The sequence below is a fragment of the Leifsonia sp. EB41 genome, assembly GCF_041262565.1.
In the GTDB taxonomy this organism is placed as follows: domain Bacteria; phylum Actinomycetota; class Actinomycetes; order Actinomycetales; family Microbacteriaceae; genus Leifsonia.
On the sequence record NZ_JBGCCJ010000001.1, the window covers coordinates 383122 to 404961 of the forward strand.

The 21840-nt window shown below is 71.9% G+C and carries 13 protein-coding genes and 1 pseudogene; 6 read left to right on the forward strand and 8 right to left on the reverse strand.

Annotated features, from left to right (window positions below; genetic code table 11):
- Nucleotides 1-10: 10 nt before the first annotated feature.
- The 6 genes from ABH923_RS01915 to ABH923_RS01940 form a co-directional block, all read right to left on the reverse strand.
- Nucleotides 11-5944, reverse strand: coding sequence for an Ig-like domain-containing protein (locus ABH923_RS01915; RefSeq protein WP_370053519.1), 5934 nt, complete (start codon nucleotides 5942-5944; stop codon nucleotides 11-13).
- Nucleotides 5917-7350: a serine/threonine-protein kinase gene (locus ABH923_RS01920; RefSeq protein WP_370053521.1), complete on the reverse strand. Its 1434-nt coding sequence runs from the start codon at nucleotides 7348-7350 to the stop codon at nucleotides 5917-5919. Before ABH923_RS01920 ends, ABH923_RS01915 begins: the two co-directional genes overlap by 28 nt.
- 171 nt (nucleotides 7351-7521) lie before the next feature.
- Nucleotides 7522-8358 carry a PP2C family serine/threonine-protein phosphatase gene (locus tag ABH923_RS01925; RefSeq protein ID WP_370053523.1) on the reverse strand — a complete coding sequence of 279 codons (837 nt, stop codon included), beginning with the start codon at nucleotides 8356-8358 and terminating at the stop codon, nucleotides 7522-7524.
- Nucleotides 8355-9623: an FHA domain-containing protein gene (locus ABH923_RS01930; protein WP_370053524.1), complete on the reverse strand. Its 1269-nt coding sequence runs from the start codon at nucleotides 9621-9623 to the stop codon at nucleotides 8355-8357. Before ABH923_RS01930 ends, ABH923_RS01925 begins: the two co-directional genes overlap by 4 nt.
- 103 nt (nucleotides 9624-9726) lie before the next feature.
- Entirely contained in the window at nucleotides 9727-10446 is a 720-nt protein-coding gene (locus ABH923_RS01935) for a cache domain-containing protein (RefSeq protein ID WP_370053526.1), read from the reverse strand.
- A complete protein-coding gene (locus tag ABH923_RS01940; protein WP_370053528.1) occupies nucleotides 10439-11224 on the reverse strand; it encodes a FadR/GntR family transcriptional regulator in 786 nt (261 codons plus the stop codon). The genes ABH923_RS01935 and ABH923_RS01940 overlap by 8 nt, the downstream gene beginning before the upstream one ends.
- 88 nt (nucleotides 11225-11312) lie before the next feature.
- Between ABH923_RS01940 and ABH923_RS01945 the strand changes: the two genes are divergently transcribed.
- Genes ABH923_RS01945 through ABH923_RS01955 form a run of 3 tightly spaced genes read left to right on the forward strand, consistent with a single transcriptional unit; the run spans nucleotide 11313 to nucleotide 15042 of the window.
- A complete protein-coding gene (locus ABH923_RS01945; protein ID WP_370053529.1) occupies nucleotides 11313-12482 on the forward strand; it encodes a CaiB/BaiF CoA transferase family protein in 1170 nt (389 codons plus the stop codon).
- On the forward strand, nucleotides 12479-13663 hold the full coding sequence (locus tag ABH923_RS01950) for an acyl-CoA dehydrogenase family protein (protein ID WP_370053530.1): 1185 nt from the start codon (nucleotides 12479-12481) through the stop codon (nucleotides 13661-13663). The genes ABH923_RS01945 and ABH923_RS01950 overlap by 4 nt, the downstream gene beginning before the upstream one ends.
- Nucleotides 13663-15042, forward strand: coding sequence for an aldehyde dehydrogenase family protein (locus ABH923_RS01955; protein ID WP_370053531.1), 1380 nt, complete (start codon nucleotides 13663-13665; stop codon nucleotides 15040-15042). The genes ABH923_RS01950 and ABH923_RS01955 overlap by 1 nt, the downstream gene beginning before the upstream one ends.
- 192 nt (nucleotides 15043-15234) lie before the next feature.
- Here ABH923_RS01955 and ABH923_RS01960 read toward each other — a convergent pair whose 3' ends face one another.
- On the reverse strand, nucleotides 15235-16779 hold the full coding sequence (locus ABH923_RS01960; RefSeq protein ID WP_370053533.1) for an APC family permease: 1545 nt from the start codon (nucleotides 16777-16779) through the stop codon (nucleotides 15235-15237).
- A 123-nt stretch (nucleotides 16780-16902) separates the two neighbouring features.
- Here ABH923_RS01960 and ABH923_RS01965 point away from each other — a divergent pair.
- Nucleotides 16903-18081, forward strand: a pseudogene (locus ABH923_RS01965) (MFS transporter); the annotation flags it as partial.
- Nucleotides 18082-18288: 207 nt separating this feature from the next.
- Here the strand turns inward: ABH923_RS01965 and ABH923_RS01970 are convergent.
- Nucleotides 18289-19746, reverse strand: coding sequence for a gamma-aminobutyraldehyde dehydrogenase (locus ABH923_RS01970; RefSeq protein WP_370053535.1), 1458 nt, complete (start codon nucleotides 19744-19746; stop codon nucleotides 18289-18291).
- A gap of 89 nt (nucleotides 19747-19835) precedes the next feature.
- On the opposite strand from ABH923_RS01970, the gene ABH923_RS01975 reads away from it, so the two are divergent.
- Both ABH923_RS01975 and ABH923_RS01980 read left to right on the forward strand, forming a co-directional pair.
- A complete protein-coding gene (locus tag ABH923_RS01975; protein ID WP_370053537.1) occupies nucleotides 19836-20318 on the forward strand; it encodes an Lrp/AsnC family transcriptional regulator in 483 nt (160 codons plus the stop codon).
- Between the two features lie 2 nt (nucleotides 20319-20320).
- Nucleotides 20321-21736 (forward strand): aspartate aminotransferase family protein, encoded by a 1416-nt coding sequence (locus tag ABH923_RS01980; protein WP_370053539.1) that lies wholly within the window; start codon nucleotides 20321-20323, stop codon nucleotides 21734-21736.
- Nucleotides 21737-21840 lie beyond the last annotated feature (104 nt).

Sequence of the window (21840 nt, forward strand, 5' to 3'; positions counted from 1 at the left end):
CGGTCGTCGCTCATGGCATGCCTGAGGCTGGATACGGGGTGGAGTACGTGTCGCCGTTGGCGTACACCTTCACGGTGAGGGTCGGCTGGCCGCCGCCCTGCGGTGCGACGCAGACCGCGGTCTGCCCGACCGGCGGCATGTCGACCTCCACGCCCGGCTCGCAGCTGTAGGTGACCCGCGTGTAGCCCGAACCGGTGGGCCAGCTCGTCCAGCTGAAGGTGTTGGTCGTCTGGTCGAACCGCGCGCCCCCGATCGCGGTGCTGACCGCGACGCCCAGCGGCTTGGTGAAGTTCTGCGGGGTGCAGAGCTGGCTGCCGTCGGGGTAGGTCTCGCAGATCTGGGTGATGCTCAGCGTGAGCGGCGTCCCGTAGTGCTGACCCGGCGCGCCCGCGACGGTGCCGCTCGTGCCGGTGAGCTGTCCGCTGTCGACCACGGCCCCTCCGCTGAGGAGCTGGTAGCTGATGACCGGGCTGGAGCCGCTGCCGGTCTGGTAGTCGACCGACGCCTGGTAGTCCCACGTGGTCGGGCTGCTCGGCGTCGGGCCGCTGACCGTGACGTCCCGCACCGACCCGGGCTGCAGGCGCTGCGTCGCCGAGACGACCGCGCTCGCAGTACAGCCCTGGCCGTTGTAGGCGTAGACGACGAAATTGTAGGTCTGGTTGGCCTGGAGCCCGGTGAAGGTGGCGCTCCCGCCCTGGGTGTGGGCGAACGTCGACGAGGTGGGGTCGACGTGCAGCACCGGGTTGCCGGTCTCCACGCCCGTGACACTGCAGCCGGGCTCCGCCGTGCCCTGGAACACTCCGGCGTAGTAGTCGGTGATCGCCTTGCCGTTGGCGCCGAACACGCTGGGCCACGACAGCGTGGCGCTCGATCCGTCCGCGTTGTTCGGCGCCGCGGACGGGGCCGTCCCGGTCAGCACCGGCGCGCCGGCGGGCACACCGCTCCCGGAGGTCTGGTTCCAGGTCGTCCTGCCCTGGTAGAAGGCGTTGCGGCTCGCCACCGTGAACCCGATCGCCGCGCCGTTCGCGATCCCCGGATCCGTGACGTTCAGGGCGTAGCTGCCGCTGTCGGTCGGGCCGACCTGGACGGCGTTGGTGATACCGCCCACGGTGACGAGGTAGGAGGTGATCGGGCTGGCGCCCGGAGCGTCGGCCGGGCGGTTCCAGGTGATCCGGAGGCCGTTGTTCAGCGGGGTCGAGCTGACGTTGGCGGGGGCGTTCGGGATGACGTCCGACCAGACCGGCTCGACGTAGTCCGTCGGGTCGGACAGGCCGAGCGCGTTGCGGGCCTGCACGGCGAGCACGACGGCGTTCTGGGGTCCGTTGCCGGGGGTCGTGACCGCGCACACGGTCGTCGTGCACTGCGTGGTGCCGAGGAGCGCCCCGGTCGCCGCGTTCGTCATGGTGACCTGGAAGCCGGTGATCGGCGAGTTGTTGAACGCGCCGGGCGTCCAGCTCAGAGTGAGGCTGCGGTCGCCGATGGCCCCGATCTGCACGTTGGAGACCGGCGCCGGGCGGTCCTGGACCGAGACGGTGACGGTCCCCCAGGTGTAGCGGTCCGGGTCGTTCGTCGCGTCGGCGACCTCGTACTGCAGGGTGGTGTCCTGCGGCGCGGCCGTGCTCGACACCGTGACCTGCAGCACCGAGTTGTCCGGGCTCGGCGTGATGGAGACGCCGTCCGGGAGCGCCCCGCCCAGCCCGCGCACGGCGAGCACGCGCAGCGGCTTGCCGGGGAACGGGTTCGTCGCTTGGTCGTTCGCCAGCACGTCCACTGTCGTCGTCTGCCCGCGCGGGGCGATCACGCGGTCCGGCTGCGGACTGGCCAGCGGGCGCGTCGACGGCACGATGTTGAGGTTGATCCGGCCGGCCTGGCCGGCGTTGACAGCGTCCTTGACCCCGATGGAGATCGACGGCGTGCTGCCCTTCTGGACGTCGGCGCCGACCGAGATGGTCAGCTTCTGGCCCGACAGCGACAGCGAGACGCCGTCCGGCCGCGGGTTCTGGATCGAGTACTGGAGCTCGTTCTGGTCCTTCGCGTACGGGTAGCTGGTCAGTTTGGTCAGGTCGACCGTCTTGGACTGGCCCGGCTCGAAGTCGATGAGCGCGCCCGTGAACACCGGAGGCTGGTTCTCGCGCGGCGTCACGTCGATCGGCAGCACGATGGTCGCCACGTTGCCGTTCGGGTCCGTCGCGCTGCTCCCGTCCGTGACCTGGAACGAGATGCTCGCCGGGCCGAAGTACCGGGTGGTCGAGGTGTACTGGAGGGTGTCGGAGTTGACCACCAGGTCGTCGCCGTTGGCGTGCGTCGCCCGCACGGTCGCGGCGTCGGTCAGCTTCACCTTCCTGCCGCCGATCGCCACGATGTAGTCGTTCAGGTGGATGGTGAGCGTCTTCTCGCTGACCACCGAGAGCTTCGGCGCCCCGCGCTTGAGCTGCGGCAGGGCGTCGTCGTAGCCGGGGACGCGCACGAAGCCGTAGCCGGCGACGGACTCGTCCTCCGGGTTCGCCACCTTGAACGGGATGATCTGGCTCTTCGCCGCGATCGTCACGTGCAGGCGCTTGCCCGCGGTGACCGTCGCCGTGCCTCCGTAGCCGGAAACGACGGAGAGCTTCAGCGTCGACACCGGCCCGTCGGCGAAGAACACGTTGGAGAGCACGTTCACGTCCACCGTGTCCCGGCCGAGGATGTCGGAGAGCCCGAGCACGGTGTCGCTCACCACCGGCCGCGCCGGCGGCGCGTTCTTGTCGACGGTGACCCGCAGGAACGCCTGGCTGGTTCCGCCCTGCTCGTTCTGGATCGTGTAGAGGAACCCGTAGGCGCCCTCCTGTTGCGGCGCGGTCACCACCACGATCTCGCCCTGGACCTTCGCCTTGGCCTTGCCGTCGAGCGAGGTGACCCCCACCACGCTCAGCGGGCTGCCGTCCGGGTCGGAGTCGTTGGCCAGCACCTGGACGTTGAGCGTCTTGCCCGGCCGGGTGGTCACGTCGTCCTCGACCGCGACCGGGTTGCGCGCACCCTCGACACGGGGCGCGATGCCGACCCGCACGGTCCCGGTCGCGCGCGCGCCGAGGGCGTCGACGACCGCGTAGGTGAACGTGTCGGTGCCTGCGGCGTACGCGCCGGCCTGGAAGTCCATCCAGTCCGGCCCGGAGGCGACCACGGCGCCCTTCTGCGGGTTGGTCTCCTGCCCGATGAACTGCACGGAGTCGCCGTCCGGATCGATCCCGGAGAGCGGGATGGTGATGCGCACGGTGTCGCCCGCCAGCACGCGGGCGGTCACGGTCTTCGGCACCGGCGGGTTGTTGGTGGCGAGGTCGCGCTCGCGCACGGCGATGTTCACCTCCGCCGTGGCCCATTGCCCGTCCGCGCCGTACACCCGGTAGGCGGCGACGTAGTTGCCCGGCTTGGACGGCGCGAGGTACCGCAGGTGGTCCCCGCTCGCGAACAGCAGGCCGGCGCCGGCGGGCAGCGGAGTCGCGAGGGTCGGGTCGAGCGTCAGCTTGTCGCCGTCCGGCTGCACGTCGTTGGCGAGCACCGGGATGTCCACGGTGTCGTTGACCCGCACCGCCACGGAGTCCGGGACGGCGATCGGCGGCTGGTGCACGGTCAGCGCCGGGAGCTGGACGACGGTGACCGTCCCCTCCGTGTCGGCCAGGCCGTTGCTCAGCCGGTAGTGGAAGTCGACCGGGGCGGCGAGCGGCCGGGTGAGCGACACCCGGAGGGTGCGCTGCTGAAGGATCTGGACCTTGACGCCGGTCGACGGTGCGGGGTCCGTCACCCCGGTGACCAGCAGGACGCCGCCGGAGGGATCGATGTCGGTGGACAGCACGTCCACGTCCTGCGTCGACTGCTCGCGGATGAAGGCGGTGTGCGGAACGGCGATCGGCGTCGTGTTGGCGCCAGGCGGCGCCTTCACCTCGATGCGCACGACGCCCGTCGCCGTGATCACGCCGTCCGTGACCGAGTACTCGATGTTGTGCGTGCCGGCCTGGTCGGACGAGAACCGGAAGGTGCCGCCCTGGTAGTCCGGCGTGATCGTCGCGTCCGCCTTGGAGGGCACCGTGCTCAGCCGGACGACGCCGTTGCCGCCGCGCACGTGGTCGAGCGGGCGGACGGTCGTTTCCTGGCTCTGGTACGCGACGACGGCGAACGGGTCGGCGATGATCGGCACCTGCCCCGGCGGCTGCACGGTGACGGCGAGCTGTCCCGTCCCCTCCGCGCGGCCGTCGGAGAGCGTGAGCGCGACGTCCTTGAGGCCGCCGCCCTGACCGTGGTCGGAGTAGGCGACCTGGCCCTGCGGAGTGAAGGTCACCGTGTCGGGCGCCGGCACCGACGCACCGGCGAGGAAGAACGGGTCGCCGTCGGGGTCGTAGCACTCGCTGAGCGTCGACGTCGTGACCCGGCCGCCGGCCTGCACGACGGCCTTCGCGGGCCGCACGCAGACCGGGGGCGAGTTCTCCTCCGGTGTGCGGACGGTCACCGTCACATGCGCGGTCGCCGTCCCGCCGCGCCCGTCCGAGATCGTGTAGTCGAAGCCGATCGACCCGCTCGCCGTCGCCGGGAGGGTGATCTGCAGGAGCTGGTCGGAGTTGGTCAGCTCGATCGTGCCCTCGCTCGCCGGGATGGCGGTGAAGGAGTCGATCGCGAGCACGTCGCCGTTCGGGTCGTAGTCGTTGAGCAGCACCGGCAGCGGGGTCACCCGGCCGGGGCGCGCGCCGAACTGGTCGTTCACCGCGACCGGCGGCTGCTCCTGCTTGGCGTACTGCGGCGTGGTGTCCTGCTTGGACTGGTCCACCAGCTCCTGCGTCGTCTTCTTGGCGACCAGGTCGTCCCAGTTGTCGATGCGCGCGTTCCCGCTCTGCACGGCCCACGAGACGCCGGACCTGGCGTCGTTGAGGACCACACGGTCGCGGTTCACCCGGAACGCCAGCACAGCGCCGGAGGGCACCTGGCTCAGCGTGCTGCGCGTGCCGGCAGACGGCGTCGAGCAGGTGTGCCACGCCGCGCCCGAGTTCCAGGCCGTGTACGCGCAGCCGCCGACGACCACCGGCGCGGCGGGGGCTCCCGACACCGTGCCCAGCACCCGCTGGGGCGCCGTGCCGTCGAGCGGGACGCGGATCAGGCCGCTGCCGGTCGCGATCCAGACCGCGCTGCCGTCCGACGACGGCGCCTGGAGGATCGGGTCGGAGTCCGCGCCGAGCGCCGCCGCGAGGTCGATCGCGCGGCCGGACACCCAGAGCGTCTTCTCGTCGGGGTCGAAGAGCGCCCACTGGCCGCCCGCCGAGGTGAGCTGGATGTGCGCGCCCGCTCCCCGCGACGGCACCTTCTCCGAGGAGGTGGCGGGCTGCTGCCCGCCGAGGTCCACGCGCACCATGCTGCGCGTGCCCGGCTGATAGGCGAACAGCACGCCGGAGGGGTCCATCGCGCCGACCGCGCGGCCGCCCAGGTCCATCGTCGGCGCCGACCCGGAGTTGAACTGCTCGAGCTGCGACACGGAGGTCAGCCAGAGCTGTCCGGTGGTCTGCGAGAGCATCGCGACGTTGTTCCCCGCGACGGCGACCTGCGGCGACCGCGGCGGCAGCGCAACCGACTTGCCCGCCTGGGCAGTCGCCGGGTCGACGACGGCCGCGGTGTTGGCCTCCTTGTCGAGCAGCAGCACGTTCTGGCCGTCCTGGACGACGTCGAGCGCCTCGCCGGTGCCCGGCACGATCGAGTTGAGCGAGTCGATCTGCGTGTTCGCCCGGCCGAGGGCCTTCTTGGCGTCGCTGGCCACCCACACCGCCGCGTCGTTGAGCTGCAGGTGCTGGGCGCTGTAGCCTCCCGACACCACCGCGAGCGTCGCGACGACGGCCGCGACCACGGTCCCGCTCAGGGCGGTGGCCGCGATCGACTTGTGTGCGAGGAGCCAGGCGCGGATCACGGCGAGCCGGTCCTCTGGACGCACTTCTGGCCGCTCGGCGACCCGGTCTTGCCGTCGCGGTTCACCGTGACGGTGACGCACACCGTCTGGCCCGCCTTCGCGTCGACCCGGAACTCGGTCGCGCGCTGACTGCTCGGCGGCTGGTCGTCGACCGTCACCTGGTAGCTGTCGCTGCTCTGCAGCCCCGGATCGCTCCACGTGAAGACGATGGTGCCCTGGCTGACCCGGCCGCTCAGGTCTCGCACGGTCGGGATGTCACTGGAGGCGTTGGCCCGCACCAGCACGAATGTCGCCGTGACGGCGAGCACCACGACGAGGATCGAGCAGGCGACCAGGGCGCCGATGAGCGCGCGAGAGACGCGGGCGGGCGGCGCGGGCGGGTTCGTCGGCGAGCTGCCTGCGCTCTCCCGGACGTCCGTGCGGGTGGGCGCCCTGGTCGCCCCGGCCGGCACGGGCGCGTTACGGCGACGGCGCCGCCTGGCGGCGCCCGGGTCGACGGCGAGGACGCCCTTGACGCGCGTGCGCTCCTCCGGGTCGTCGGCGGTGGCCAGCGCCCAGTCGTCCATCGCGACCTCGATCGGCGTCTGCGGCAGCCCGAGCTCGGCCTCCACCGACTGCAGCTCGCGGATCAGCTCCAGAGCGCTGCGCTGCCGCGCCGAGGGCTTGCGCGACATCGAGCGCATCAGGAGCTGCTCCAGCCGCGGCGGCACGTCAGGGCGGCCGATCGGCTGCGGGCGCCCCTTGGTGATGCGCTGGATCAGCTCGGCGGAGGTGTTCTCCTTGCCCGGCAACTCGAACGGCGACCGGCCGGCCAGCAGCGAGTAGATCGTCGCGCCGAGCGACCACACCTCGCTGGCGACGGCGCCGCTGGTCTCGTCGAGGAGCACCTCGGGCGCCGACCACGGGATGGAGAGGCCGATCGCCTCTGTCACGTCGGCCTCGCTGAGCGTCGCCGCGATGCCGAAGTCGCTGAGCACCGGGTGGCCGTAGGCCGTGGTGAGGATGTTGGACGGCTTGATGTCGCGGTGCAGCACCCCTGCGCGGTGCGCCGTCTCGACCGCGCTCGCGATCCGGACGCCGATGCTCAGCACCTCGGGCACCGGCAGCGGGTCGGACCGGTAGCGCTGGCCGATGGCGGAGGAGCACAGCTCCATGACCAGGTAGGGCCGGCCGTCCGCGGAGACGCTCGCCTGGTACACCGTGAGAATGGACGGGTGCGTGCTGAGCTGGGCCATCAGGTTGGCCTCGGCCTGGAACATCTGCTTGACCTGGCTGGTGACGACCTCGGCGAGCATCACCTTGACCGCGACCTGCCGGCGCGGCATGTTCTGCTCGTAGAGGAACACGTCGGCGAAGCCGCCCGAACCGAGCACCCTGACGTAGGAGAAGCCAGGGAGGTTCGGCGGCTGTGAAGGCAAGCGCCGAGCCAAGCAGCTCCTCCCGTCATCGGCCGTGCGCGTTCGCGAGGGCGAAGGCGTTTGTCAATTGTAGGCAGCCGCCGCAGCGACCCAGGGGGCCGGGACCCGCTCTGGGGGCAGTTCGATTACCCCCAACTCGGGGGCCAAATCGGCCTCCGGCGACCCCCGTCGAGGGGCCATCCGTCAGTGCCGGCGGGCCGCCCGGCGCGGGGATCCCTCGCGGTGCGAACCGCTCTCGGGAGTGGCCAGGACGTCGACGACGACCACGGTCACGTTGTCACGCCCGCCGTTGCCGAGCGCGGCGTCCATGAGCTGCTGCGCGGCGTCCAGCGGGGAGGCGCCCTCGCCGAGGTAGTACCGGATGCCGTGCTCGGTGAGCTCCTTGGTGAGCCCGTCCGAGCAGACCAGCAGACGGGAGCCGGCGACGATCGGGAAGAGGAAGAAGTCGGGCACCGGGTCCTCGTTGAACCCGACCGCGCGCGTGATCACGTTGCTGTGCGGGTGGACCTCCGCCTCCGCCGGTGTGATCGCCCCGGCGTCGAGCAGCTCCTGCACGATCGAGTGGTCGACGGTGAGCTGCTCCAGCGTGCCGTCCCGGAAGCTGTAGACGCGCGAGTCGCCGATGTTGAAGACGAGCCAGTACGGCGACCCGTCCGAGAGCGTGAGCGCGATGCCCGTCACCGTGGTGCCCGTGCCGAGGTCCGTCTGCCCGACGCCGCGGCCCATGTCGTCCACCGCGTCGCGCAGCGCCTCGGTCAGCGAGGTCTCCGTGACGAAGTCGACCCTGACCTTCTCGGCCAGCCGGGTCACGACCGCGGTGCTGGCGAAGTCGCCTGCGGTGTGGCCGCCCATGCCGTCGGCGACCGCGAAGATCGGCGAGCGCGCCAGGAGGCTGTCCTCGTTGACGCTGCGCCGGTAGCCGGTGTCGGACAGCGCCGCCCAGGACAGGCTGATGCGTGCGTCTGCGCCGCCCGGCACGACCACGGTGTGGCGCCGGTTGGTGCGACCGATCTGGGTCACTCGCGTCCTTCTTCTCGACGGTCCGCTTCCGGCAGCGGCCGCGGGGTCTCCGTGGCGCCGCCTGCCGGGAGGGCGGTGATCTCGATGATATTACCGTCGCCGATCTCCACAACCGTTCCGGGGAGGACGACCGTGGACTCTCCCGGGCGCAGCCGCTCGGCGGCGCCGCCCGGCCGGTGCACGCGGGTGCCGTTCGTCGAGCGCAGGTCGGTGACGACCACGGCGTCCCCCGACTGCTCGATGCGCACGTGCGTGGAGGACACCTCCTGCTCGGGCGACTGAACCGCGACGAGGCGCGGCGCGACGCCCGACTCGACCCGCTGGAGCGCGGGCTTCCGGCCGATCACGATCGGCACGTCCAGCGCCATGATGTCCCCCGGGACGACCCGGACGGCGAAGCGCTGCGGCGGCGGTACGGCCTCCGCACCGCCGGCAGGAGTCGGGATCGCACCGGGAACCGGCGGGCGGCCGACTCCGGGCGTGTCGCGCAGGTCCGGCCGCTCGGTCGCGGCCCCCGGCTCCTCGATGTCGATGGCGCCGGGCAGCTCGTGCGCGACGGGGACGGGCTGCACGACGGGCGCGGCCTCCGGCGACTCGGCGAGTCCGGCCGTGGCGGGGATGTCCGGCTCGTCGGCGTGCGAGAACAGGCTGGAGCTGCGGTTGCGCGAGCGGATGATCGTCTCGTCGAGCTCGGACTCGGGCCCGGGCTCCTGGGCGCCGGCGTCCTCGGCCGGCTGAGGCCTCCGGTCTGCGGTGCGCTCGACGCGCTCCAGCGGCGTGCTCGACCAGGTGAGCAGCTCGCCGTCCACGACGCCGAGGCCGAGGGGCAGGGAGCCGATGGACACCCGGGCGACCGACCCGGTGGGAAGGTCGTCCCCGCCGACAGCGAGCCCGGTGACGTTGCGGAACTCCGCGAGCACCCAGGGCTGGACTCCGCCCGACCCGAACCGCCGCGCGCCGCCGACCGAGTAGATGTCGAGCGCCGCCGACCCGCGGACCACGGCCGTGACGACGATCTCGCCGCTCTCGTTCGGCTCGCCGAGCTCGGCGACGGCGAACGAGCGCACGCTGTCCGGTCCGGCGAGCGGGAACGCGCCGACGACCGACTCGATCGTGGCGAGGTCGGAGTCCGCCAGCCACCACACCGCGTCGATGATGCTGTCCGCGGCCGTGCTCTCCACGCAGGCGACGAACCTGCGTCCGGCGATCAGCAGCCAGCGCGACGGGCCGGCGGTCGGGGCGTAGCGGGTGAAGCCGGGAGTCACCGCGGTTCCTCCTGGTCGACGATGGACCGGGGCTGCTCCCCGATGCAGGACGTACTGGTCGTTCCGATGTTAGACCAGGCCCGATGCCAGACCAGGCCCGCAGTCACACCAGGCGGAACGGCGTGCCGGAGCAGCGCACCGCGTCCGCTCCCGTCTCCACCACGTCGCCGACCAGCACCGCCGGGTCGGTGGAGACCATCGCGCGGCCGGCCTCGTTGACCAGCACGACCGGGCGCCCGGCGGCCAGCATGGCGGGCAGCAGCTCGCGCTCCAGCCGCTTGACGTAGACGTCCACGCCGACGACGCCGATCATCCGGCCGTCCCGCTCGACGGGAGAGGTGACCGTGACGATGTAGTCGCACGCGCACAGGTGGTCGACGTACGGGCCGGTGATGTGGGTGCGGTGCGTGGACTGCGGGATGGAGTACCACTCCAGCGAGCGGAAGTCGCGCAGATAGTCGGAGTACGAGCGGGAGGCCAGGTCGAGCCGGCTCGGCTCGGTGGTGGAGCCGAAGACCGGGTTCTCCTCCAGCGGGCCGAGCCACCAGGAGAAGTGCAGGTCGTCGCCGCCGGTGAACTCAGGGGCCGCGATGAACCCGGCGCCGACCAGGAGCGGGTCGTCCTCCTGCAGCAGCGGAATGACCAGCGCGCCGACGGTCGCGTCGAGCGCCGCCGGGGCTGTGCCGGAGTCCGCGGCCTCCTCACCAAGGATGGTGTCGCGCCAGCCGGCCAGAGAGTCCTGGATGCGCGCGAACAGCGCGCTCACCCGCTCGGCCGCCGCCGTCACGCCCGCCCCGGTCTCCGTTCCGACGACCTCAGCCATCGATCGTCCCTCCCGTCTCGATCCGCGCCTTCGCGGACAGCAGCCAGCGGGCGACGCCTGCCAGCAGCGCACTGATCTCGGCCCTGGCCGCGCCGCCGTCCCCCGCCGCGACCGCGTCCGCGATCACGCGCGTGGAGTCCGCCGTCCCTGAGCGCAGCTCGGCGTCGCGCATCCCGAGCCAGAGCAGCGGGCCGAACTCGGCCTGCATCCGGATCTGCTCGCGCACCAGCCGGGTCGACTGGCTGAGCACGGCGAGCTCCAGCAGGAAGCCGCCCGCGTTGCGGCGCGCGGCGGCCGGGCCGGTGAAGTCGGCGGCGTCCAGCCACGCCGCCAGCCGCGCGTCGTCGGCGGCGGTCGAGCGCTCGGCGGCGCGGTCCGCGCAGCCGGCCGCGATGGCCGTCACGTAGACGGCGAGGTCGCCCAGCTCCACCTGCGACAGACCGCGGAGCCGGGTCGCCAGCAGCGCCTCGTCGCCGTCGCCCGGGTGGACGACGAACGAGCCGCCGTCCCGTCCGCGCCTGGTCTCGACCAGTCCGGCCTCGCGCAGCATCCCGAGGCCCTCGCGCGCCGTCACCAGGGCGACGCCGAACCGGCGGGCGAGCTCGGCCTCGCTGGGCAGCCGCTCCCCCGGGGCCAGCACGCCGAGGACGATCGCGTCGGCGAGGCGCCGGGCGACCTGCTCCGCGCGGCCTGCGTCGGAGAGCTGCGCGAAGACCGCGTCCCGCGCCCCTGGCGCCGGCCGGGTCGTTCCGGCAGCATCGCGAGTGGAGGTGGTCACGCCTCCCACGATAACCCGATCCAATCATTCGATATAGGATGAATTACCGACGGCTCGTGTGGGCGACCGTCCGAGCGAAGGAGCGAGCATGGCCGACGGCATCCTCTCCGGCCTGCGCGTCGCCGACTTCTCCCGGGTCCTCGCCGGCCCGTACGCGACGATGGCGCTCGCCGACTTCGGCGCCGACGTGGTCAAGATCGAGAGCCCGGCCGGCGACGACACCCGGTCCTGGCGGCCTCCCGTGGACGAGGCGGGCGAGTCCACCTACTTCGGTGCGGTCAACCGCAACAAGCGCTCGGTGGTCTGCGACCTCGCCACGCCGGAGGGCCTCGCCGCCGCGCGCGCCCTCGCCGAGACCGCCGACGTCGTGGTGGAGAACTTCCGCCCGGGGGTGATGGAGCGGTTCGGGCTGGACGAGGACAGCCTCCGCGCGGCCAACCCCGGACTGATCTACTGCTCGATCACCGGCTTCGGGCGGGCGGAGGGTGCCGGCCTGCCGGGCTACGACCTCCTCGTGCAGGCGGTCGGCGGCCTGATGAGCATCACGGGAGCGCCGGACGGCGAGCCCAGCAAGGTCGGCGTCGCGCTCGTGGACGTGCTCACCGGGCAGAACGCGCTCGCCGGCATCCTGCTCGCCCTCCGCGAGCGGGACAGCACCGGCGTCGGGTCGCGCGTCGACGTCGACCTGCTCGGCTCCCTGCTCGCCGCCCTCACCAACCAAGCGTCGAGCACGCTCGCCACCGGCCGCTCCCCCGGCCGGCTCGGCAACGCCCACCCGAGCATCGCGCCGTACGAGCTGTTCCGGGCGGCCGACCGGGAGCTCGTGCTCGCGGTGGGCAACGACCGGCAGTTCGCCGCGTTCGCCGCCGCGATCGGCCTCCCGGAGCTCGCGGCCGACGCCCGCTTCGCGACCAACGAGGAGCGCGTGCACCACCGCGCCGCGCTGCGCGCCGTGCTGGAGCCCGCGCTCGCCGCACGCCCCGCCGCCGACTGGGTGGCCGTGTTCGGCGCCGCTCGCGTCCCGGCCGGGCTCGTCAACAGCGTCGGCGAGGCGTTCGCGTTCGCGGACTCCCTCGGGCTCGACCCGGTGACGACCACCGCCGACCCGGCAACCGGGCGCACATCGCGCCAGCCCGCGACCCCCATCCACCTCAGCACGTCGCCCGCCGTGCACCGCACCCCGCCGCCGCTGCTCGGCGCGCACGAACCCCAGTGGCTGGACGCCGTCCGCCCGTCCACCGAAAGGACCACCCGATGACCACGCAGACCCGCGCCTCCGCCGCCTCCGCACTCGACGAGGCGTTCAGCATCGACCACCTGCTCACCGACGACGAGCTGCGCTGGCGCGACGCCGCCCGGCGCTTCGCGGTCGAGCGGATCGCGCCGGTGATCGAGCAGGACTTCGAGGACAAGCACTTCCGCCGCGAGTTCGTCGCCGAACTCGGCGCCCTCGGGTTCCTCGGCATGCACCTGAAGGACCCCGGCTGCGCAGGAGCCGGGGCCGTCGCCTACGGGCTGGTCTGCCACGAGCTGGAGGCCGCCGACAGCGGCTGGCGCACCTTCGTCTCAGTGCAGGGGTCGCTCGCCATGAGCGCGATCTCGAAGTTCGGCTCCGACGAGCAGAAGGCCGAGTGGCTGCCCCCGATGGCCCGCGGCGAGCGCATCGGCTGCTTCGCGCTCACCGAGCCGCAGGGCGGCAGCGACCCCGCCGCGATGAGCACCACCGCGCGGCGGGACGGCGACGACTGGGTGATCGACGGCGCCAAGCGCTGGATCGGCCTGGCGGCGCTCGCCGACGTCGCGGTCGTCTGGGCGGCGACGGAGGACGGTGTGCGCGGCTTCGTGGTGCCGACCTCCACCCCCGGTTTCACCGCGACCGCGATCGACGGCAAGCTCTCCATGCGGGCGTCGGTGCAGTGCGACATCGTCCTGGACGGCGTGCGCCTCCCCGCCTCGGCGATGCTGCCGGGCGCGCGCGGCCTGTCCGGTCCGTTCTCCTGCCTCAACGAAGCCCGCTACGGGATCGTCTGGGGCGCGATGGGCGCCGCCCGCTCGTGCCTGGAGGTCTCCATCGAGCGCGCGACGACCCGGGAGGTCTTCGGCCGGCCGATCGGGGCGACGCAGCTCATCCAGCAGAAGCTTGCCGACATGCTGGTCGAGTACGAGAAGGGGATGCTGCTCGCCCTGCACCTCGGCCGGCTGAAGGAGGCGGGCCGGCTGACCCCGACGCAGATCAGCGTCGGCAAGCTGAACAGCGTGCGGGAGGCGCTCGCCATCGCGCGCGAGGCCCGCACCATCCTCGGCGGCGACGGCATCACGAGCGAGTTCCCGGTCATGCGCCACATGGCGAACCTGGAGTCGGTGCGCACGTACGAGGGCACGGACGAGATCCACACGCTGGTGCTCGGCCGGGCGCTGACCGGGCTGGCGGCGTTCTGATGCGCGAGGTCACCGCCGCAGCCGCGGCCACCGCGCTCCTCCCCACCACCCGCCAGGAGCGCGCGGCCTGGCTCGACGCCCTCGCCGCCGCCCTCGAAGGCGACCGCGCCGCGCTGGTCGCACTCGCGGCCGAGGAGACCCACCTCTCCGAGGCGCGCCTCGACGGCGAGGTCACCCGCACCGCCGCCCAGCTCCGCTTCTTCGCGGGCGTCGTGCGGGAGGGCGGCTACCTGGAGGCCACAGTCGACTCACCCGACCCGGCGCTCATCCCACCGCGTCCCGACCTGCGCCGGATGCTGCGTCCCCTCGGCCCGGTGGCGGTCTACACGTCGTCCAACTTCCCGTTCGCGTTCTCGGTGCTCGGGAACGACACGGCGTCGGCGCTCGCCGCGGGCTGCCCGGTGATCGTGAAGGCGCATCCCGGGCATCCCCGGCTGTCCCGGCGCACCGCAGAGCTGGCCCTGTCGGTGCTGCCCGCTGGCTGGTTCGCGCTGGTGGAGGGGATGGAGGCCGGCGTCGCGCTCGTGCAGCATCCCGCTGTCCGTGCAGCCGGGTTCACCGGCTCGGAGCACGGCGGGCGCGCCCTGTTCGACCTCGCGTCCTCCCGGCCCGACCCGATCCCGTTCTACGGCGAGCTGGGCAGCGTCAACCCGGTGGTCGTCACGCGAGCGGCGGCCCGGGAGCGTGCCGCCGAGATCGGCGCAGGCCTCGTGGGCTCCTTCACGCGCGACGCGGGGCAGTACTGCACCAAGCCGGGCCTGGTGTTCGTCCCGTCCGGGGAGGGTGTGGACGACGCGGTGAGCGCCGCGCTCGGCGCTGCTCCGGCCTCGCGCCAGCTCACCGACGGGATGAGCGCGGCCTATGCGTCGGCCGTCGAGGCGTTCGGGGCCGACGACGCCGTGACCGTGCTGCTCGGCCGCGACGAGCCTGCGACTTCCGTGCCCGCGGTCGCCCTCACGGACGCGGCGGCCTTCCTCGCGGAGCCTGCCGTGTTCCTGGAGGAGCACTTCGGGCCGTCCACGGTGCTGGTCTCATACCGGGACGACGAACTCGCCGCGCTGGTCGCCGCGCTGCGGCCGTCGCTCACCGCCACCATCCACCGCGGGGCCGGCGAGGACGTGACAGCACTCGCGGCGCTCCTCACTCCCGTTGCGGGCCGCCTCCTCTTCGACGGCTGGCCCACCGGCGTCGCGATCGGCTGGGCACAGCACCACGGCGGCTCCTGGCCCGCGACCACGGCGAGCGTCCACACGTCGGTCGGCGCAACGGCCATCCGCCGCTGGCTGACGCCGATCGCCTACCAGGACGCGCCGCAGGAGGTCCTGCCTCCCGAGCTCCGCGACGGCAACCCGCTCCGCATCCCCCGCCGCGAGTCCTGACACGATCCAGGGGACGCAACACGCCGCCGGCCGCACGCGGAAGCGGCGCGTCGCGTCCCCTCGTTCACACGATCGAGGGGACGCAACACGCCGCTTCCGCGTGCGTGGCGGCGTGTCGCGTCCCCTGGACGCGCGCGGGCGCGGCCCGCCGCCGGCGCACAGTTCCGGCGGCGGGCCGCGTCCCGGCCGGGGTCAGTCGGCCGGGGCCGGCGCGGCGGCGGCGGCCGGCGCGACCGTCCCGCTGCGGTGCGCCCGCAGCAGCTCCGCCACCCGAATGGCGTCGCCCGCCGGCGCGTCCGACGCGCGGTCCGGCCGCGCGAGGAAGAGGTACAGCAGTCCGGCGCCCGCGACGATCCCGAACCCGATGAGCACGATCCAGTCGTTGAACCAGTTGCCCGTGCTCGTCGGCCAGGCCAGCAGCACCATCGCGAAGATCCCGTACGCCAGCGCCAGGATGTTCACGACCATCCCGCCACGCCCGAGCGAGAACGGCCCGGCCGGACGCCAGCCCTTGACCCGCTGCCGCAGCGACGCGAGCACCACCGATTGGAACGCCACGTAGATGCCCAGCACCGCGAACGCGGTCACTTGGGTGATGAGCCCGTCCGGCCCGAGGTAGACGATCAGGCTGATGAGCACCGGGATGCTGCACGCCACGATCAGCGCGTTCACCGGCACCTTCGTGCGCGGCGACACCTTCGACAGCCAACGGTGCGCCGGGATCATCCCGTCGCGCGCGAACGAGAACAGCAGCCGGCTCGCCGCCGCCTGCAGGCTGAGCACGCAGGACAGGAACGCAGTGACCGCAACGACCAGGAAGATCTTCGCGCCGACGTCCCCGAGCGCCGACTGCAGGATCTCCGGGATCGGGTCGACATCCTTGCCCGCCACGATCTTCGCCAGGTCGGGCGCAGCCAGGATGTAGCCGCCGAACGCGAACAGCGCGGACACGCCGCCGACCAGGATCGTCATCATCATGGCGAGCGGGATGCGCCGGGCCGGGTTCGCGACCTCCTCGGCGACGTCGCCGCACGCCTCGAAGCCGTAGAAGAGGAACAGCCCGGCGAGCGCCGCGCCGAGGAACGCCACCAGGTACGAGCCGTGGCCCTGGACGCCCATCGTGTCGAAGAACACCGAGAACGGGTGCTTGCGCTGGAAGATCAGCAGGTAGAGCCCCACCGCGATCACGCCGATGAGCTCCGCCGACAGCCCGATGCGGGCCACCGTCGCGAGCGTCTTCGTCCCGGTGAAGTTCAGCCCGAGCGCCACGACCAGCAGCAGCACGGTCAGCCCGAGGGTGACCTCCTTGGTGGCGGGGAGACCGAACAGGCTGGCGAGGAACCCGCTGCCGTACGACGCCACCGCGGTGATGGTCACGATCATCGCCCAGATGTAGATCCAGGCCGCCATCCACGCGTAGCGCCGGCCCCACAGCCGCCGCGCCCACGGGTAGATGCCGCCGTGGATGGGGTACTGCGAGACCACCTCCCCGAAGACGAGCGAGACCAGGAACTGGCCGGCGCCGACGATGACGATCCACCAGATGGATGGCGGGCCTCCCGTCGCCATCGCGACGGCGAACAGCGAGTAGACGCCGACGAGCGGCGAGAGGTACGTGAAGCCGAGAGCGAAGTTGGCCCACAGGGTCATGGACCGGTTGAAGGAGTCCTCGTACCCGAGGACGGCGAGGTGCTCGCCGTCTCCGAGATGGGCCGAGGACGAGGGTTCTGAGGACATCGAATGCCTTCCGGGTCAGCCGCACACGACGATGTGTGTGGCAGGAGCGTAGCGGAGACCGGACCGTAAACCTATAGGACTGGATGTTTAAGCCCGGACGGCGTGTCGCGTAGTGTTGCCGCGATGACCTCCGACCGGCCGGCACCGCGCCTCAGCGCCGCGCTCGTTGCCGTCGCCCTGGTCGTCGCGGTGGTGGGGAGCCTGGGCGCTCCCCTGATCACCTCGGTGGCGACCACGCTGCATGTGCCCCTGGCTGCGGCGCAGTCGACGCTCACCGTGACGCTGTTCGCCGGCGCCATCGCCGGACCGGTGCTCGGCAGGCTCGGCGCCGGGCCACGCCGCCGTTCCACCCTCCTCCTGTCGCTGGCGGTCGTAACGCTGGGCGGCGTGCTCACGGCACTGCCGCTCCCCGCCGGCGCGCCGGTCGCGTTCGCGGTGCTGGTCGCCGGCCGCGGCCTCCAGGGTCTCGGCCTCGGCGCGGTCGCGCTGCTGATGAGCATCGCCCGCACCGAGCTGCCGGAGGCCCGCTCGGCGAGCACGATCGCGGCGCTGTCGGTCGCCTCCACCGTCGGGATCGGCGTCGGCTATCCGCTCGTCGGCCTGATCGACCAGCTGGCAGGCCTGCGCGCGGCGTACGCGTTCGGACTGGTCCTCTCGGGCGCCGCCCTGGTGCTCGCCTGGCGGAGCGTCCCGCGCGACGCGCCAGGGGCGATACCGCGCCTGGATGTCGCCGGAGCCGTCCTGCTCGGGCTCGGGACGCTCGGCGTCCTCGTCGTCGTGGCCGAGCCGGCGGTCTGGACTCCGCCGCTCGTCGGCGCAAGCATCCTGGTGCTCTCGGCGCTCGTGCTCGCCGCGTGGGCCGTCGTCGAGTTGCGCGTCCCCGCACCGCTGGCCGACCTCCGGCTGCTCGCCAGGCCCCCAGTGTTGCGCGCGAACTCCGCCATGCTGGTCTCCGGCGTCGGGATGTACCTGATCTTCAGCCTCCTGACCCGCTTCCTGCAGACCCCGCCGGGCGCGGGCTACGGGTTCGCGCTGCCGGGCGTCGCCGCCGGGGCCGCGCTCATCCCGTTCTCGGCGCTCGGGTTCGTCGCCGGTCGCGTCGCGCCTCGGATCGTGCCGCGGACCGGGGCGCGCGCCGTCTTCGCACTGTCCGCCGCCGCCGTCGCCGCGGCTGCGGTCCTGCTCGCGGTCGGCACCGGCTCGCTGGCGCTCGTCCTGCTCGCCATGACCGTCCTCGGCTTCGGCGTCGGCGGCGTCTCCGCCGTCATGCCGCGACTCGTGCTGGAGGGCGTGCCCACGCCCGAGACCGCGAGTGTGCTCTCCATCAACCAGATCGTGCGCAGCGTCGGCTTCAGCATCGGCAGCGCGCTGGCGGGCCTCCTGCTGGCCGCGGCCACGCCCGCCGGGGCGCTCGTGCCCCCGGCGGGCGGGTACGTCGCGGCGTCGCTGTGGGTTCTGCCGCTCCTCGCGGCCGGCACCCTGATCGTCGCGGTGCGCAGGAGACCCTTATCACTCCCCGATGTACGACATGACGTGCTTGAGGCGCGTGTAGTCCTCGAACCCGTACATCGACAGGTCCTTGCCGTAGCCGGAGTGCTTGAAGCCGCCGTGCGGCATCTCGGCCACGATCGGGATGTGCGTGTTGATCCACACGCAGCCGAAGTCGAGGCCCTTCGCGAACCGCATCGCCCGGCCATGGTCCTTCGTCCACACCGAGGAGGCCAGGCCGTAGCGCACGCCGTTCGCCCAGCGCATCGCCTCGGCCTCGTCGGTGAACTTCTGCACGGTCTGGACCGGCCCGAAGATCTCGTTCTGCACCGCGTCGTCGTCCTGCCGCAGGCCGGAGACGATGGTGGCCTCCCAGAAGTAGCCGCGTTCGCCCTGGCGGCGGCCGCCGAGCTCGACGTTCGCGTGGTCCGGCAGCCGGTCGACGAAGCCGCTCACCTGGGCGAGCTGGTTCGCGTTGTTCAGCGGGCCGTACAGGATTCCGTCCTCCCGCGGAGCGCCGGTGCGGGCGTTCTCCCGTGCGTACTGGGCCAGCGCCGCCACGAACTCGTCGTGCACGCCCTGCTGCACCAGCAGGCGCGTCGCCGCGGTGCAGTCCTGGCCGGCGTTGAAGTAGCCGGCTGCGACGATCCCCTCGACCGCCTTCTCGATGTCGGCGTCGTCGAACACGATGACCGGCGCCTTGCCGCCCAGCTCCAGGTGCACGCGCTTGAGGTCGTACGAGGCTGCCCGGGCGACCTCCATGCCCGCGCGCACCGAGCCGGTGATCGACACGAGCTGCGGGGTCGGGTGGTCGATCATCGCCGCTCCCGTGCTGCGGTCGCCGAGTACGACGTTGAGCACGCCGGCCGGCAGGAACTCGCTCGCGACCTCCGCCAGCAGCAGGGTCGACAGCGGTGTGGTGTCGGAGGGCTTCAGCACGGTGGTGTTGCCCGCGGCCAGCGCGGGGGCGAACTTCCAGACCGCCATGTTGAGCGGGTAGTTCCACGGCGTCACCTGGCCGACGACGCCGATCGGCTCGCGGCGGATGAAGGAGGTGTGGTCCGGCATGTACTCGCCGGCCGAGCGGCCCTCCAGGTTGCGGGCGGCTCCTGCGAAGAAGCGGATCTGGTCGACGGACAGCAGGATCTCATCCTCGACCAGGGTGCCGCGCGGCTTGCCGGTGTCCTGCGACTCGGCGTCGGCGAACTCTTCGGCGCGCGCCTCCATCGCGTCGGCGATGCGGAACAGCGCGAGCTGGCGCTCGCCGGGCGTGGTGCTCCCCCACACCTCGAAGGCGGACTCCGCGGCGCGGTATGCGTCGGCGACGTCCTCCGCGGTCGAGACGGGGGCGGTGGCGTACACGTCCTCGGTGGCCGGATCGATCAGGGAGATGCTGTCGCTCCCGCGCGCGGCGGTGCGCTCGCCGCCCACGAAGTTGTGCAGTTCGGGTGTGGTTGTTGTGCTCAGCGGTGAACTCATGGCGGGGAGTCTACTGATTTCGTCGGTGAATCGGGCAAGAATGTGCGGATCCGCTTGCTAGACCGCCTCGCCACTGACAGAATCGCTCCATGAGTACCCCTCGGGCAACGAACGGCACGAAGGCTGCGGTCATCGACGACGTCTCCAAAGCGATCATCGAGCAACTGCAGGTGGACGGCCGCAAGTCCTATGCGGAGATCGGCAAAGCCGTCGGTCTCAGCGAGGCGGCCGTGCGCCAGCGCGTGCAGAAGCTGACCGAGTCGGGTGTGATGCAGATCGTGGCCGTCACCGATCCGATGCAGCTCGGCTTCTACCGCCAGGCGATGATCGGCGTGCGCGTCACCGGCGACACGCTGGTGATCGCGGACAAGCTCGCGGCGATGCCCTCCGTGGACTACGTGGTCCTCACGGCAGGCACGTACGACATCCTCGCGGAGGTCGTGTGCGAGAACGACCTCGACCTCATCACGATGCTCAACTCCGAGATCCGGACCCTCGAGGGAGTGCTCTCCACCGAGACGTTCGTGTACCTCAAACTCCACAAACAGTTCTACAACTGGGGAACGCGATAACAATGACGACAACCGTTGAAACGTTCGGTGAGCCCATCACACCCGATGAGGCCGACCTGCAGGCGAAAGCGCGCGACCACCTCTGGATGCACTTCGCGCGCCAGTCGGTGATGGAGGAGGGCCACGGCGTCCCGATCATCACCCGCGGCCAGGGCCACCACATCTGGGACGACCACGGCAAGCGCTACATCGACGGCCTCTCCGGCCTGTTCGTGGTGAACGCCGGCCACGGCCGCAAGCGCCTCGCCGAGGTGGCCGCGAAGCAGGCCGAACAGCTCGCCTTCTTCCCGATCTGGTCCTACGCCCACCCGAACGCGATCGAGCTCGCGGACCGCCTCGCGCACTACGCGCCGGGCGACCTCAACCGCGTCTTCTTCTCCACCGGTGGCGGCGAGGCCGTCGAGACCGCCTTCAAGCTGGCCAAGTACTACTGGAAGCTGCAGGGCCGCCCGACCAAGCACAAGGTGCTCTCCCGCGCCGTCGCCTACCACGGCACCCCGCAGGGCGCGCTGGCCATCACCGGCATCCCGGCCATGAAGGAGATGTTCGAGCCGCTCACCCCCGGTGGGTTCCGCGTCCCGAACACGAACTTCTACCGCGCAGGCGAGATGGGCGCCCCGACCGACGACATCGAGGCCTTCGGCGTCTGGGCCGCGAACCGCATCGAGGAGATGATCCAGTTCGAGGGTCCCGAGACCGTCGCCGCGATCTTCCTGGAGCCGGTGCAGAACTCCGGCGGCTGCTTCCCGCCGCCCCCCGGCTACTTCCAGCGGGTGCGCGAGATCTGCGACAAGTACGACGTGCTCATGGTCAGCGACGAGGTCATCTGCGCCTTCGGCCGCATCGGGCACATGTTCGCCTGCGACCAGTACGGCTACGTGCCGGACATGATCACCTGCGCCAAGGGCATGACCTCCGGATACTCCCCCATCGGCGCGACGATCATCAGCGACCGGATCTACGAGCCCTTCAAGCACGGCAACACGTCGTTCTACCACGGCTACACGTTCGGCGGGCACCCGGTGTCCTCCGCGGTCGCGCTGGCGAACCTGGACATCTTCGAGGAGGAGCGCCTCAACGAGCGCGTCCGCGAGAACTCGCCGCTGTTCCGTGCCGAGCTGGAGAAGCTGCTCGACCTCCCGATCGTCGGCGACGTCCGCGGCGACGGCTACTTCTTCGGCATCGAGCTGGTGAAGGACAAGGCCACCAAGGAGACGTTCAACGACGACGAGTCGGAGCGCCTGCTGCGCGGCTTCCTCTCCAAGGCGCTGTACGACGCGGGCCTGTACTGCCGCGCCGACGACCGTGGCGACCCCGTCGTCCAGCTCGCGCCGCCGCTGACCATCGGCCCGGACGAGTTCGTCGAGATCCGCCAGATCCTGGAGTCGGTTCTCACCGAGGCGAGCAACCACCTGTAAGGAACGCACCACCGGACGAGTCCGCGCACCGCACCACTTGGGCGGAGCGCGGGCTCGTTCCTCTTTTCCTGACGTGATGTTTCCCTGACGTGTTGAGGAGTGAC